The organism is Streptomyces sp. NBC_00887, assembly GCF_045207585.1.
Map to the genome: position 1 here is coordinate 5,819,194 of NZ_CP108788.1, position 13,227 is coordinate 5,832,420.

The window sequence follows — 13,227 nt, forward strand, 5'->3', positions numbered from 1 at the left end:
AAACCCCCTGTCAACCCGTGCCATGGTCGCTCTACCATCGGCGTATCAGTAGCAGGCTCTCCTCCGTTCCGCCCGATCGCCCGGCCCAGGCGGTCGATCAGGCCCTACGGAGCATCGGGGGATGCACATGAAAAGCGCTCCGCACCTGCTGGCCGAGGACCGACCCGAGTACGAGCGGATCCTTGCCGACTCTCTGCGCCATGCTCACGAACGCCCGGATCTGGACGGTGTGGGGGACCGGCTCAACGCGGAACAACTGCGGACGATGGCGCTGAACGCCACCGCTCTGATCACCGCAGCCGCCGCTACCGAGTACGAGCACTACGTGAAGGTCCGCGGCGAACTGCGCGGACCGGCCGATGCGTCGGCCCCCGAAACCGCCCTCGGGTCAGCCCTCGGACCGCCCCCTGACGAACCGGACGGGGAGGGTGCGGGAACCCTTGCCGTCATCGCCGCGCTGGCCCCCGTGCTCGCCGGCTCCGCCGCCCTCATATTCCTGCTGGTCGGCTATCTCCTGAAGGCGGTCAGCCCGGCCCTGGCGTTCGGCGGCACCCTGGTAGCCGCCGGATGGTTCTTCGCGGCGGTGGCCGCCGCGGCCATCCTGGTCGCCGCGGTCGGACTCCTCATCACCGCGCTGCGGAACGGAGCCACCGCGCTGCCGGCCATGGACGACGAGCAGGAGTTGCCCGAGGACGTGGCACGCGCCAGGGAGGCCTGGCGCCACGCACTGCTGGAGCGCGGCATCCTGCCCTTCCTGCGGGACGCCCTGGCCGACCCGACCGCGGGGCCGGCCTCACGGACCCCGCACCGCTCGGCGAACCGCATCCCGAAGATCGGCTACAGCAGACCGGACTTCTCCGGTCCGCAGGACGGCCCCTCGGCCGGACCTCGCCCCTCCTTCACCAGCCCCGACTTCACCAGTCCCGACTTCGGCGGCCCCGAACACCAGCCGGAGTGATCCGGCCGGTTCCCCGAACCGCGGGGGCTGTGCCGCGTCCGGGCACGGCGGAGGCCGGGGCAGCTCTGCTGCACCCGGCCTCCGCGTTGTTCAGTGTGCGGTGGTACTCCGACTCGGTCGGAGCGCCCCGTCAGACTCCCTGGGGAGCCAGCTTGGGGTTCGCACCGTACTCGTTGGCCTCGGGCGCACTGTCGAGGAAGGTGAAAACGAGCAGGGCGATGTTCACGAACGGGACGCAGCCGATCAGGACCCACCAGCCCGAACGGCCGGTGTCGTGCAGCCGACGGACGGTGACGGCCAGCGAGGGGATAAACAGGGCAATGAAGTAGATGAAGTACGGAATCTGGGTGTCGATGGCGACACCGATGCCGGCCAGTACCACGATGAAGATGGCGTGGAAGAGCGCGAACATCCAGTACTCCTTGCGGCGCGCACGACCGCTGAAGCCTGCGTAGTTCTTGAGGACGTTCAGGTACCAGCTCACTGTGTTTCCCTCCCCTGGCGCCCCCCGTCGGGGCGCACACTTTTTCGGCCAAGCACAGCGGAAGGTAAGGCACAGATAAGGAAATGGTCAAGCCAGGACGTACCCCTGCCGAAACGTACATAGACCTGCCACGTTTCCGTGTCCGTACCGTCTCCGAACGGCACCTGGAATCAGGCGATCAGAGGATCCATCATGTGAAACCAGCCATTGCTCATACTCTCCTGGTTCAATACGGACAATCTGATGAACAGCCAGACGGCACCGCCCCGGGCACGTAACGCCCAGGACAGCGCCGCCATTTCGTGCGATTTCCCCCGGTGTCAGTCCGCCAGCGGCAGGTACACCCTGTTGCCGCTCGCGGCGAACTCCTTGGACTTCTCCAGCATCCCCGCCTCGATCTCCTCCTCCGACGCGGAGGGGAGCAGGTCGGGGGCGAACTGCTCCGTGATGCTCCTGCTGATCTTCATCGAACAGAACTTCGGACCGCACATCGAGCAGAAGTGAGCCGTCTTGGCCGGCTCGGCCGGCAGCGTCTCGTCGTGGAACTCCCGTGCCGTGTCCGGGTCGAGCGCCAGGTTGAACTGGTCCTCCCAGCGGAATTCGAACCGGGCATCCGACAGCGCGTCGTCCCATTCCTGCGCCCCGGGGTGCCCCTTGGCGAGATCCGCAGCATGCGCGGCGATCTTGTAGGTGATGACGCCGGTCTTCACGTCGTCCCTGTTCGGCAGCCCCAGGTGCTCCTTGGGCGTGACGTAGCAGAGCATCGCCGTCCCCCACCAGGCGATCATCGCCGCACCGATGCCCGAGGTGATGTGGTCGTACGCCGGGGCGACATCGGTGGTCAGCGGGCCGAGCGTGTAGAACGGCGCCTCCTCGCAGATCTCCTGCTGGAGGTCGATGTTCTCCTTGATCTTGTGCATCGGGACGTGGCCCGGGCCCTCGATCATCGTCTGGACGCCGAACCGCTTGGCGACGGAGTTCAGTTCACCGAGCGTGCGCAGTTCGGCGAACTGCGCCTCGTCGTTGGCGTCGGCGATGGAACCGGGGCGCAGTCCGTCACCGAGCGAGTAGGTCACGTCGTAGGCCGCGAGGATCTCGCAGAGCTCCTCGAAGTGCTCGTAGAGGAACGACTCCTTGTGGTGCGCGAGGCACCAGGCCGCCATGATCGAGCCACCGCGGGAGACGATGCCGGTCTTGCGGCGTGCCGTCAGCGGGACGTACGGGAGCCGGACCCCGGCATGCACCGTCATGTAGTCGACGCCCTGTTCGGCCTGCTCGATGACGGTGTCCTTGTACATCTCCCAGGTCAGCTCCTCGGCCCGGCCGTCCACCTTCTCCAGTGCCTGGTAGAGCGGAACGGTGCCGATCGGCACGGGGGAGTTGCGCAGGACCCACTCGCGCGTGGTGTGGATGTTGCGGCCGGTGGACAGGTCCATGACCGTGTCGGCACCCCACTTGGTCGCCCAGGTCATCTTGTCCACCTCCTCCTCGATGGAGGAGGTGACCGCGGAGTTGCCGATGTTGGCGTTGACCTTCACCAGGAACCGCTTGCCGATGATCATCGGCTCGATCTCCGGGTGGTTGACGTTGGCCGGCAGCACGGCCCGCCCCGCCGCGATCTCCTCGCGCACCACCTCGGGCTCCACGTTCTCCCGGATCGCGACGTACTCCATCTCCGGAGTGATCTCGCCGCGGCGGGCATAGGCGAGCTGTGTGACCGGCTGCCCGTCGCGGCTGCGGCGGGGCTGACGGGGGCGGCCGGGAAAGACCGCGTCGAGGTTGCGCAGGCCGCCGCGCGGCGACGTGTGCTTGAGCCCGTCGTCCTCGGGACGCGCCGGGCGGCCCGCGTACTCCTCGGTGTCGCCGCGGGCGATGATCCAGTTCTCCCGCAGGGGCGCGAGCCCGCGACGGACATCGGTCTCGGTGGAGGGATCGGTGTACGGCCCCGACGTGTCGTAGAGCGTCACGTCCTTGCCGTTGGTGAGGTGCACCTGACGGACCGGCACCCGGAGGTCCGGGCGCGAGCCCTGGACGTACCCCTTGTGCCAGCCGATGGACTTCCCGGCCTCGCTGTTCGCCACGTCCTGCGCATTCTGGGCGTTCTGCTTCGAGGCAGGCGTGCGTGCGTCCGCTGTGGTCATGAGACCTACTCCCTACGCCGGCATTACCCGGTAACAGGTTCGGCGGTCGGCGCAGCGTGTCCCGTACGGATATACGGAGGTCAGCGCCCTCTCAGCCCGGTGCTCCGAGCTCCCGCGTGTGCAAAGGTGCCTCCACGCTAGCCTCCCTCCTGGCGTGCTGGCCAGAGGGCCTCTCCCGTTCTTGGGATGATCGCCCGGTGACGTCCTCCCCCAGCGCCCCCGAACCGCACGGCCCCCGGTCCGGCAGTACGCAGAGCCATGCACCGGGCCACAGCCACGGCCCCGCCGCGCCCGTGTCCAAGCATCTGCGCAAGGTCATCGCCGCGGTGCTGATCCCGTTCGCCGCCGCGGTCCTGGTCGGTCTCGTGGCCTTCTGGCCGGGCGGCGCGCCCTCCCACGAGCGCACGGGTGTCGGTTTCGACCGGCAGACCCAGCAGGGCAAGGTGGTGGAGATCGCCAGGGTGGACTGCGCGGACGTGAACGCCGCGCAGGTGCCGCCCACCGGCGACACCTCGACACCCTCGGGGCGTGAGGCGGTCAACGAGCAGTCGGGGCTGTGCAAGAAGGCCACGGTCGAGGTGACGACCGGCAAGGACAAGGGCCGTACGTTCGTCGAGATCATCCAGCCCGACGCGACCAGGCAACTGAGGGACGGTCAAGGGGTGGTTGTGGCGTACGCGCCCGACGCGCCCCGTGATCTGCAGTACTCGGTGACCGACGTGGCCCGTACGTTCCCGATGGCCCTGCTGGCCGGGATCTTCGCCCTCGCGGTGATCGTGGTGGGCAGGCTGCGCGGGCTGATGGCGCTGATCGCGCTCGCGGTCTCGTTCGCCGTACTGACGCTGTTCATCCTCCCGGCGATCCTGCAGGGTTCGAATCCGCTGGTCGTCGCGGTGATCGGGGCCAGCGCCATCATGCTGATCGCCCTGTACATGTGCCACGGGCTGACCGCGCGCACATCCGTGGCCGTCATCGGCACGCTCGTCTCGCTGCTGCTGATCGGGCTTCTGGGCTCGCTCTTCATCGGCTGGGCGAGCCTCAGCGGCAACACCGATGACAACACCGGCCTGATCCACGGGCTGTTCCCGAACATCGACATGAGTGGCCTGCTGCTGGCCGGTGTGATCATCGGCTCGCTCGGTGTGCTCGACGACGTGACCGTTACCCAGACGTCGGCGGTCTGGGAGCTGCACCAGGCCGATCCGACGATGGGCGTACGGCGGCTCTACCGGGCAGGCATCAGGATCGGGCGCGACCACATCGCCTCGGTCGTCAATACGCTGGTACTCGCTTACGCGGGCGCCGCGCTGCCCCTGCTGCTGCTCTTCTCGATCGCCCAGAGCAGCGTGGGAACGGTGGCAACGAGCGAACTGGTCGCGATGGAGATCGTCCGGACCCTGGTCGGATCGATCGGGCTGGTCGCCTCGGTGCCGGTGACGACGGTGCTCGCGGCCCTGGTGGTCTCCGCGGACCGCACGGGGCTCGGCGCGGAAGCCAGAGCTCCTGCCCCCGTACGGACCGGGAGGGGCCGACGCCGTAAGGCGTGAGCTCCGGGCATACGGGGCACCGGTGTTGCCTGTTCAGCGGGTGGTCCCTGTTCAGCCGGCGTTCTGTTCCTTGGCGAGGATGCGGCCCAGCGCCTCTTCCAGATTGCCGTCGAAGTCACCCAGCGTGTGCTCCTGTCCCAGTGGCACCAGCTTGTCCGTCCGGTCGAGAAATGCCACAAGAGGCGCCGTGCCGGCGCGGAAGAGCGCACGATCCGTGCCGACCTGGAGCCGGATGTGTACGTCCGAGAGACCCTCGGGCTCGGTCGGGCCGATGTGCACATCGCCGTCGCCGCTCGGGTTGTTGAGACCGTCGAGCAGCAGCTCACGGCCGAAGGCCCAGGTGACGGGGGCGTCACCTGGCAGGTGGAAGGTCATCCGGATCGCGTACGGATCGCCCACTTCGTACCGGAGCTCCACCGGAATACGGAACGAAAGCTCCTCGGAGACGAGGAAGCTCATCATGACCTCTGCTTGAACCGACTCGCGCATCGTTCAACCCCGCAGTAGATGAATCTGGCCAGGAATGATCCCCCATGGCCCTATTGACGCCATCGTGGTGCACGCGATAGCAGATCACAAGGAGTGATTTTTCAGATACTGATAGAGAACACGAACGAGCGCAAGAGACGGGTCATTTCACAGCGTAGTTGTTCGACTGCGGGGAGCAACCGTTCCTCTTGGTCCAGGGGTAGTGAAATGGCCATGGCCGCCACGGCAGTTCCCACAGTGATCGGGATGGCCGCACAGACCGTTCCCAGGGCATATTCCTGTCGTTCAACGACAGGTTCCATACGGTTCATCGATCTCATCCGGTCGAGAAACGCCGGACGATCTCTTACGGAGTAGCGCGTCAGTGGTTGCACTGGGTGACGGTCCAGATGGTCCTCGCGCGCCCTCTCGTCGAGTTGGCCCAACAGACACTGACCGAGAGCATGTGCATGGCCGGTCTCACGGAAGGCGGCCCACTCCTCGACGGCGGGACAGTCGGGCGTATCAGCCACCGCGACGAGTTCGATCTCCCCGTCGCGGTAGACAGCGCAGTACACGGGTGCGCCGATGACATCGGCCCAGTGTGCGAGCGATTCGATGATCACACCGCGACGAGGTGCGGGCGCCCGGCCTCCGACGAGGCGCTCGGCAGCGGCACCGAACAGGAAGACGCCGTTCTCCCTGCGGAGGTAGCCCTCGTGGGTGAGAGTGCGCAACAGGTGGTAGGCGGTGGGAAGGGGAAGCCCAGCTTCCCGCGCGAGCTGCTTCGCCGGCGCCCCTTCCCGATGGGTGCCCACAGCCTCCAGCAGTCTCAACGCCCGCTGAACCGAACCGATCAACGTCGGGACAGCGGTACTCGATGCCGTGGTCAAAGGTCACCCCCAGGCATGGTGACGGGCATTCAGCCCTCCCGCGGGGGCCGCCCCCACGGGCCCGCCGCGAGCCGGGGGTCCGGAGACCGGGCGGTCGCACAAACCACTGGTCAGGACGGTGACGGGCAGTCATTTCCCAGCCGACGGCAGCGGTCTGCCACTGTATCGGCACCGTCCGTCACGAGTGAGGTTTCATCCTGGACTTAACTCAGCTGGGCTAATCGCCGTATCTGCGGCCCGGCTCCCGTCCCTCACGCGCCGACTGCCCGGCACCGCCCCGCGTCCTGCCTACCAGTCGCTGCGGGAGGAAGATGCCATGAACTTCCGCACGACGAAGATCAGACCACCCACCAGGACGACGAAGACCAGCGCCTTGAACAGCAGGCCGATCACGAAGCCGACCACGCTGGCGATGAGGCCGCCGAACACGACGATCGCGATGAGAGGCACCGCGACCCACTTCACCCACCAGGGCATCCCCGCGAAAATCTCCCGCACCGCCATCGTCCTTACCTCGTCTCTGTGAGTTCCTGCTTCGATGCTAGAGGCGTGGGGGTGGCCGGTGGGGGCCCGGGAGCCCTTGAAGTCCCCTGACCGATCCCCTAGGGAACCCCGAGGTGCCGGCTCAGCTCTCCGGTGGAGAGAAGACCACCATCACCCTGAGGTCCTCGGTGATGTGGTGGAACTTGTGGGCCGTCCCGGCGGGGACGTACACGACGCTCCCCCTGCCCACCTGTGTGGTCTCCATGCCCACGGTGATCGCGGCGCGGCCGCTCACGACGAAGTAGACCTCGTCCTGATTGTGCGGCTTCTGGGGGTCGAGTTCGCCGGCATCCAATGCGTACAAGCCGACGGACATGTTGCGTTCCCGGACGAACTGCAGGTAGGCACCCTCGTTGGCGGCCCGCTCCGCCTCCAGCTCGTCCAGTCTGAATGCCTTCATCGCCTGTCCGCCCCTTGCATCTGTTCTCGTCAGTTCTGCCGGTGTCCGGCAGAGATCGTGTCTGCCACGATCAGACACATGAAGAATTTCGTAGTCAAGACGATCGCCAACGCGGGTGCACTGGCCGTGGCCATCTGGCTGCTCCAGGACATCACGCTCACCGGTGACGACACCGGGCGCGAGGTGCTCACCCTCATAGTGGTCGCGCTGCTCTTCGGCCTGGTCAACTTCGTCGTCAAGCCGGTCGTGCAGTTGCTCACGGTGCCCTTGTTCATCCTGACCCTCGGACTGATCACCCTGGTGGTCAATGCCCTGATGCTGATGCTGACCTCGTGGCTGGCCGGTGTCTTCGACCTGAGCTTCCATGTCGAAGGCTTCTGGACCGCTGTCCTCGGCGGCCTCATCATCTCGGTCGTGTCCTGGGCACTCAACGTCGTCCTGCCCGACAACGACTGATCGGCCCCTTACTGAAAGAGTGCGGACAGGACCGGTGTGGCACCGGGGAGAGAAACGAGGGAACAGATGAGCACCACGGGCGACGGGACACGCGCCGTACGAGCGGGACTGCCCGAGCCGGAGCAGTACGAACCCACGCTGCCCGGGCCCGTCTTCGCAGCCCACTTCCATCTGTCGGGCGAGCCCGTCGGCCCCTACACCTACGGCCGCGAGACGAACCCGACGTGGACGCATCTGGAGCGGGCCATCAGCGAGCTGGAAGCACCGGGGGAGAGGGCCGAGACCACTGTCTTCGCCTCCGGAATGGCGGCCGTCTCAGCCGTTCTGCTGTCCCAGGCCCGCACCGGGGACATCGTCGTGCTCCCTGATGACGGCTACCAGGCGCTCCCCCTGGTACGGGAGCAGCTGGAGGCATTCGGCGTCGAGGTACGGACCGCGCCGACTGCGGGCGACGCCCAGCTGGAGGTCCTCGAGGGGGCGAAACTCCTGTGGATCGAGACCCCGTCGAACCCGGGGCTCGATGTCTGCGACGTTCGCCGGCTCGTCACTGCGGCACACGCGGCGGGTGCTCTGGTCGCCGTCGACAACACGCTGGCCACCTCCCTCGGCCAGCGCCCCCTGGAACTGGGCGCGGACTTCTCCGTCGCCAGTGACACGAAAGGGCTGACCGGGCACGGCGACATCCTGCTCGGCCACGTGACCTGCCGGGATCCGCACCTGTCCGCAGGCGTACGGCGCTGGCGCAAGGTCGTCGGCGCGATTCCCGGCCCCATGGAGGCCTGGCTCGCGCACCGCTCCCTGGCCACGCTGCAGCTGCGGATCGACCGGCAGTGCACCACCGCCCTGGCCCTCGCGGAGGCGCTGGCCGAGCGGGTGGAGGTGACCGGGCTGCGCTACCCCGGGCTGCCCACCGACGCCTCCTACCCGAAGGCCGTGCGGCAGATGCGGCGCTTCGGCTCCGTGGTCTCGTTCACGCTGGCTGACAAGGAGACGGCCGAACGCTTCCTGGCCGGGCTGCGTCTGGTCGACGACGCGACGAGTTTCGGCGGCGTTCGCTCCACGGCCGAACGCCGGGCCCGGTGGGGCGGCGACGCTGTCCCGGAAGGCTTCATCCGTTTCTCGGTCGGGGCCGAGGATCCTGCCGACCTCCTGGCCGATGTGGAACGCGCGCTCGACGAGGCCGCTCGCTGACCACCTGCGGGACACGAACCGAAGGCACTTCGCGGTCCGGCAGGACCGGCCCAGGACAGGCGTCCCCGTCCACCTGGCCGGTCCTGCTCGGGACGGGTGGTCCGAGCCTCCCCCCTCTTGGCTCGGACCACCCCGGCTCCTTGCGCGAAGAACCGCTTGCACAAGGCTAATTGACTCTGCGTCAGTGTCCAATCACAGTAGCGACAGCTGCCTATCGACATATTTATAGTTGTGCGGGCCGGCTGTGCCGTTCCGGAGCGTCGCGAGGGTGGAGATGCAAGCCATGGACCTGGCCCTGTTACGCACATTCGTCACCGTGCACCGGGCCGGATCCTTCACCCGGGCCGCCGCGCTGCTCGGGCTGTCCCAGCCCGCTGTCACCTCGCAGATACGCACGCTGGAGCGCCAGCTCGGCCGCCCGCTCTTTCTGCGAGGGGCCCGCGGCGTCACCCCGACCACCATCGGCGACGAGCTCGCACACCGGGCTTCGCCCCATCTGGACGCACTGGTCGAGATCGCCGGGGCCGGACTCGACGAGGAGCCGGGGGTGCGCACCCTCCATCTGGCCGGTCCCCCGGAGTTCACCGCCGTACGCGCGCTTCCCGCGCTCACTCCGCTGATCTCCCAGGGTCTCGCGCTGCGCAGCACGTTCAACGGGAAGGCCGAGGACACGCTGGAAGGACTGGCCGCCGGACACCACGACCTGGCCGTCACGACCACTCGTCCGCGGGGAGGGCTGTTCACGTCGACGACCCTCTGCGACGAGGAGCACGTCCTGGTCGCGGCGCCGCGCTGGGCCGGGCGGCTGGGGCCCGGAACGCTGCGGCACAAGGGCTCGGTGGTCCTGGAGCAGCTTCCGGTGGTCGAGGTCCACGAGAGCCTCCCCCTGGTCTCCCGGTACTGGGCCGCCGTGTTCGACAGCAGACCCGCCGCTTCCGCCACGGTGATCGCGCCGGATCTGCGCGCGGTCCTGCAGTGTGCGGCCGCGGGCGCCGGTCTCGCCGTACTGCCCCGCTATCTCTGCGAGGACGCGCTGGAGCGGGGCGAAGTCGTGGCGCTGCTCGACCCGCCGGTGCCGCCGCTGCGGACGTACTTCCTCGCCGTGCGGACCGGCACACTGCCCCTCCCTCACATTGCGCGGGCGCACGAATGCCTGGTGCGTGCAGCCGTGGACTGGTGACCGGGCCTCCTTGAGGAGTTTCAGATCGCGTTTCATGGGCCACTCTCTTGCCATGACCGAACGTCCTGTGGTCAAGCGCACCGCACGCGCCGTCCTCCTCGACGGCGATGACCTCATCCTCATCAAGCGCACCAAACCTGGGGTGGATCCGTACTGGCTCACGCCCGGTGGCGGCGTCGAGCCCGAGGACGCCACCGTCGTCGACGCCCTGCACCGCGAGGTCGACGAAGAGCTCGGCGCCAAGATCGTCGATGTCGTGCCCTGCTTCGTCGATACCGTGGAACACATCGCGGGTGGCGGCGTCAAAGGTGTGAAGGTGCAGCACTTCTTCGTCTGCCGACTGGAATCCATGGATCCGTCACGACGGCACGGCCCTGAAATCGAGGACCCCTGCGGGGAGTACGAAATCGTGCGGGTGCCCTTCAGCCGGGTCGGAATCGCAGCTGTGCACCTGGTACCGCTGTCCTTGCGCCACTACCTGGACGGCAACATCGAGGGCGTACGGGCGATGCATGCGCCCGACCTGGGCTGAAAGGCTCCAGCGCGCCGGTCCCACGGCCGTTCGTACGCCGAGGCCAGTACATGCGGATACTCCCGCCGTCAGATGACCGCTCGCTCCACGCTTGACACCGTGTTTCACGTGAAACCACTCAAGCGCCCTGTTCGCCGGAGCCTCCTCGTCGCCCATGTCGCCGTTTCCGTGAGCTGGCTGGGCCTCACGGTCGGACTGCTGACCCTCGGCCTCGCCGCGTTCCTCACCGGTGACACCTCGATGGCGGAGGCGGCCACCCGTTCCATGAAGGTCTTCGGCGACTGGCTGGTCGTGCCGGTTGCCCTGCTCTCGCTCCTGAGCGGCCTCGTACTGTCACTCGGCACCCCGTGGGGCCTGGCGAGGCACCGCTGGGTCTGGACGAAGTTCTGGCTGACTCTGGTCACGGCAGGGCTGTCGATCTTCTCGCTCCGCCCCGGTATCGATGAGGCCGCCGCCCAGGGTGTCGCGGACGTCAATCTGGTCATCGCGCCCTCGGTGGCAACGGCCACCTACCTCTTCATCACCGCGATCTCGGTACTGAAGCCGTGGGGACCGACCCGGCGAGGTCGGCGTCTGCGTGCCTCAAAGAGCTGACGCGCGCCTCGAGGGCCCGCGATACGCGAGCCCCCGAGGGCGGTGTGGACAGCGTTGCCGGTGTTCGCGCGGCAGGAATCCTCAGACGAAGGACTCGGCTGCGACGGTCGCGAACCCATGGTCCTGCTCGGGGGCGCCGCCACCGACGCCGACGGCACCGATGAGCCGACCGTCGCGATGGACCGGGACACCGCCGGCGATGAAGAGCAGCGGGCGGTCGAGTGCGGTCGGCAGCGTGTGGAAGAGGCCGCCGGGCTGGACGGCGTCCACCAGGTCGGCCGTGGGGGTGTTCAGCTGGAGGGCGGTGTACGCCTTGCGAGTGCTGGTCTCTCCAGCGATGAGAACGGCCCGGTCGTCGCGACGGAAGGACAGCAGATGACCGCCCGCGTCCAGGACGGTGACAGCGACGTTCACGGCGACTGCCTCGGCAGCACGACGAGCGGTGTCCACGAGCGCTTCGGCGTCCTGGATGGTCAGCGGGGCGAAGGTGGCGGTGCTCATGGGGGACGACTCCTTGATGCGGGGGGGGTGCGGGGGTGCGGGGTGCTTCTGGATGTGGCGGGCGGCTGCGGTGCCGGGGCCGGTGGTGACAGCGGGTGTCAGTGCCTGCTGGGGGCGACGGCCACCGGCTCGGGGGCGTGCTCGGCAACGAGTCGGCCACGGGTGACCGTGCGGCGCTCGATTGCGCCGGAGACGATGGCGAGGACCAGCGCCGAGGCCGCGAGAACGGCGCCGACCCCGTTGGGTGCGGTGTATCCGAACCCGGCAGCGATGACCATCCCGCCGAGCCACGCCGACAGCGCGTTCCCGAGGTTGAAGGCTCCGATGTTCACGGCGGAGGCAAGGGTGGGAGCACCCGCGGCCTGATCGAGAACGCGCTTCTGGAGTGGCGGCACGGTCGCGAAGCCGAGCCCTCCGATGAGGACGATCGTGACGGCGGCAGCCGTCCTGTCGTGGGCGGTCAGTGTGAACAGCGCCAGGACCACGGCGAGGGCGCCGAGTGATACGTACAGCAGCGGCATCAGGTGGCGGTCGGCGAACTTGCCGCCGAGCAGATTGCCGCCGACCATGCCGAGTCCGAACAGGACCAGCAGCCAGGTGACGGAGGACGGCGAGTAGCCGGCGATCTCGGTCATCATCGGGGTGATGTAGGTGATCGCCGCGAAGACACCGCCGAAGCCCAGAACCGTCATCGCCATGGCGAGCAGCACCTGCACATTACGGAAGGCAGCCAGCTCGTGGCGGATCCTGACGCCCTCGGGCCTGGGCTGCTCGGGCACGAGCTTCGCCACGCCGAGAAGGCCGAGGACACCGAGTCCGGCAACGATGAAGAACGTGGTCCGCCAGCCGACACTCTGGCCGATGTGGGTGCCCAGGGGGACCCCGACGACGTTGGCGACGGTGAGCCCGGTGAACATCATGGCGATCGCGCCGGCCTTCTTCTCCGGAGCGACCAGGTCGGCGGCGACGACCGATCCGATACCGAAGAAGGCTCCGTGGGCGAGCGAGGCGATGACTCGTCCGGCGAGCATCACCCCGAAGACGGGGGCAAGTGCGGACACCACGTTGCCCACGACGAACAGGCCCATCAGCAGCATCAACATGCGTTTGCGGGTGACCCTGGTGCCCAGCACCGTCATCAGCGGAGCGCCGAGAACCACTCCCAGGGCGTAGCCCGTGACCAGAAGGCCTGCGGTGGGGATCGAGACCTGGAAGTCCGCCGCAACATCGGGGAGCAACCCCATGATCACGAACTCGGTGGTTCCGATACCGAATGCCCCAATGGCGAGGGCGAGGAGCGCGAGCGGCATGGGTTCACCTTCCCTGAAGATTGCGTCTG

At 67.8% G+C, this 13,227-nt stretch carries 15 protein-coding genes and 1 riboswitch; of the genes, 7 read left to right on the top strand and 8 right to left on the bottom strand.

Features of this window, described 5'->3' with window-relative positions; genetic code table 11:
• Positions 1-121 precede the first annotated feature (121 nt).
• Positions 122-958 carry a hypothetical protein gene (locus OG844_RS26605; RefSeq protein WP_406393637.1) on the top strand — a complete coding sequence of 279 codons (837 nt, stop codon included), beginning with the start codon at positions 122-124 and terminating at the stop codon, positions 956-958.
• A gap of 130 nt (positions 959-1,088) precedes the next feature.
• On the opposite strand, the gene OG844_RS26610 is transcribed toward OG844_RS26605, so the two are convergent.
• Positions 1,089-1,442 carry a DUF805 domain-containing protein gene (locus tag OG844_RS26610; protein WP_406393638.1) on the bottom strand — a complete coding sequence of 118 codons (354 nt, stop codon included), beginning with the start codon at positions 1,440-1,442 and terminating at the stop codon, positions 1,089-1,091.
• A 320-nt stretch (positions 1,443-1,762) separates the two neighbouring features.
• Positions 1,763-3,583, bottom strand: a complete 1,821-nt coding sequence (gene thiC, locus OG844_RS26615; protein ID WP_406393640.1) for a phosphomethylpyrimidine synthase ThiC — start codon at positions 3,581-3,583, stop codon at positions 1,763-1,765.
• Positions 3,576-3,709, bottom strand: a riboswitch (TPP riboswitch). Its footprint overlaps the gene before it by 8 nt.
• A gap of 71 nt (positions 3,710-3,780) precedes the next feature.
• Here thiC and OG844_RS26620 point away from each other — a divergent pair.
• Positions 3,781-5,130, top strand: a complete 1,350-nt coding sequence (locus OG844_RS26620) for a YibE/F family protein (RefSeq protein WP_406393641.1) — start codon at positions 3,781-3,783, stop codon at positions 5,128-5,130.
• A 51-nt stretch (positions 5,131-5,181) separates the two neighbouring features.
• On the opposite strand, the gene OG844_RS26625 is transcribed toward OG844_RS26620, so the two are convergent.
• From OG844_RS26625 to OG844_RS26640, 4 genes are all read right to left on the bottom strand, one after another.
• Positions 5,182-5,619: an SsgA family sporulation/cell division regulator gene (locus OG844_RS26625; RefSeq protein WP_329209020.1), complete on the bottom strand. Its 438-nt coding sequence runs from the start codon at positions 5,617-5,619 to the stop codon at positions 5,182-5,184.
• Positions 5,620-5,720: 101 nt separating this feature from the next.
• A complete protein-coding gene (locus OG844_RS26630) occupies positions 5,721-6,491 on the bottom strand; it encodes an IclR family transcriptional regulator (protein WP_406393642.1) in 771 nt (256 codons plus the stop codon).
• A gap of 288 nt (positions 6,492-6,779) precedes the next feature.
• On the bottom strand, positions 6,780-6,989 hold the full coding sequence (locus OG844_RS26635) for a DUF5326 family protein (protein ID WP_406393643.1): 210 nt from the start codon (positions 6,987-6,989) through the stop codon (positions 6,780-6,782).
• A 127-nt stretch (positions 6,990-7,116) separates the two neighbouring features.
• Positions 7,117-7,434, bottom strand: coding sequence for a cupin domain-containing protein (locus OG844_RS26640; RefSeq protein WP_351173496.1), 318 nt, complete (start codon positions 7,432-7,434; stop codon positions 7,117-7,119).
• Positions 7,435-7,512: 78 nt separating this feature from the next.
• Between OG844_RS26640 and OG844_RS26645 the strand changes: the two genes are divergently transcribed.
• From OG844_RS26645 to OG844_RS26665, 5 genes are all read left to right on the top strand, one after another.
• The gene (locus OG844_RS26645) at positions 7,513-7,890 is read left to right on the top strand and encodes a phage holin family protein (protein WP_351173499.1); all 378 of its coding nucleotides are present in this window, start codon (positions 7,513-7,515) and stop codon (positions 7,888-7,890) included.
• A gap of 66 nt (positions 7,891-7,956) precedes the next feature.
• Complete coding sequence (locus OG844_RS26650; RefSeq protein WP_406393645.1) at positions 7,957-9,081, top strand: cystathionine gamma-lyase; 1,125 nt, start codon at positions 7,957-7,959, stop codon at positions 9,079-9,081.
• A 283-nt stretch (positions 9,082-9,364) separates the two neighbouring features.
• Positions 9,365-10,261: a LysR family transcriptional regulator gene (locus OG844_RS26655; protein ID WP_406396268.1), complete on the top strand. Its 897-nt coding sequence runs from the start codon at positions 9,365-9,367 to the stop codon at positions 10,259-10,261.
• Positions 10,262-10,313: 52 nt separating this feature from the next.
• The gene (locus OG844_RS26660; protein WP_406393646.1) at positions 10,314-10,793 is read left to right on the top strand and encodes an NUDIX domain-containing protein; all 480 of its coding nucleotides are present in this window, start codon (positions 10,314-10,316) and stop codon (positions 10,791-10,793) included.
• A 108-nt stretch (positions 10,794-10,901) separates the two neighbouring features.
• The gene (locus OG844_RS26665; protein ID WP_406393647.1) at positions 10,902-11,387 is read left to right on the top strand and encodes a DUF2269 domain-containing protein; all 486 of its coding nucleotides are present in this window, start codon (positions 10,902-10,904) and stop codon (positions 11,385-11,387) included.
• An 81-nt stretch (positions 11,388-11,468) separates the two neighbouring features.
• On the opposite strand, the gene OG844_RS26670 is transcribed toward OG844_RS26665, so the two are convergent.
• Both OG844_RS26670 and OG844_RS26675 read right to left on the bottom strand, forming a co-directional pair.
• Positions 11,469-11,888: a heme-binding protein gene (locus OG844_RS26670; protein WP_406393648.1), complete on the bottom strand. Its 420-nt coding sequence runs from the start codon at positions 11,886-11,888 to the stop codon at positions 11,469-11,471.
• A gap of 98 nt (positions 11,889-11,986) precedes the next feature.
• Positions 11,987-13,198 (bottom strand): MFS transporter, encoded by a 1,212-nt coding sequence (locus OG844_RS26675; protein ID WP_406393649.1) that lies wholly within the window; start codon positions 13,196-13,198, stop codon positions 11,987-11,989.
• Between the last annotated feature and the right edge of the window lie 29 nt (positions 13,199-13,227).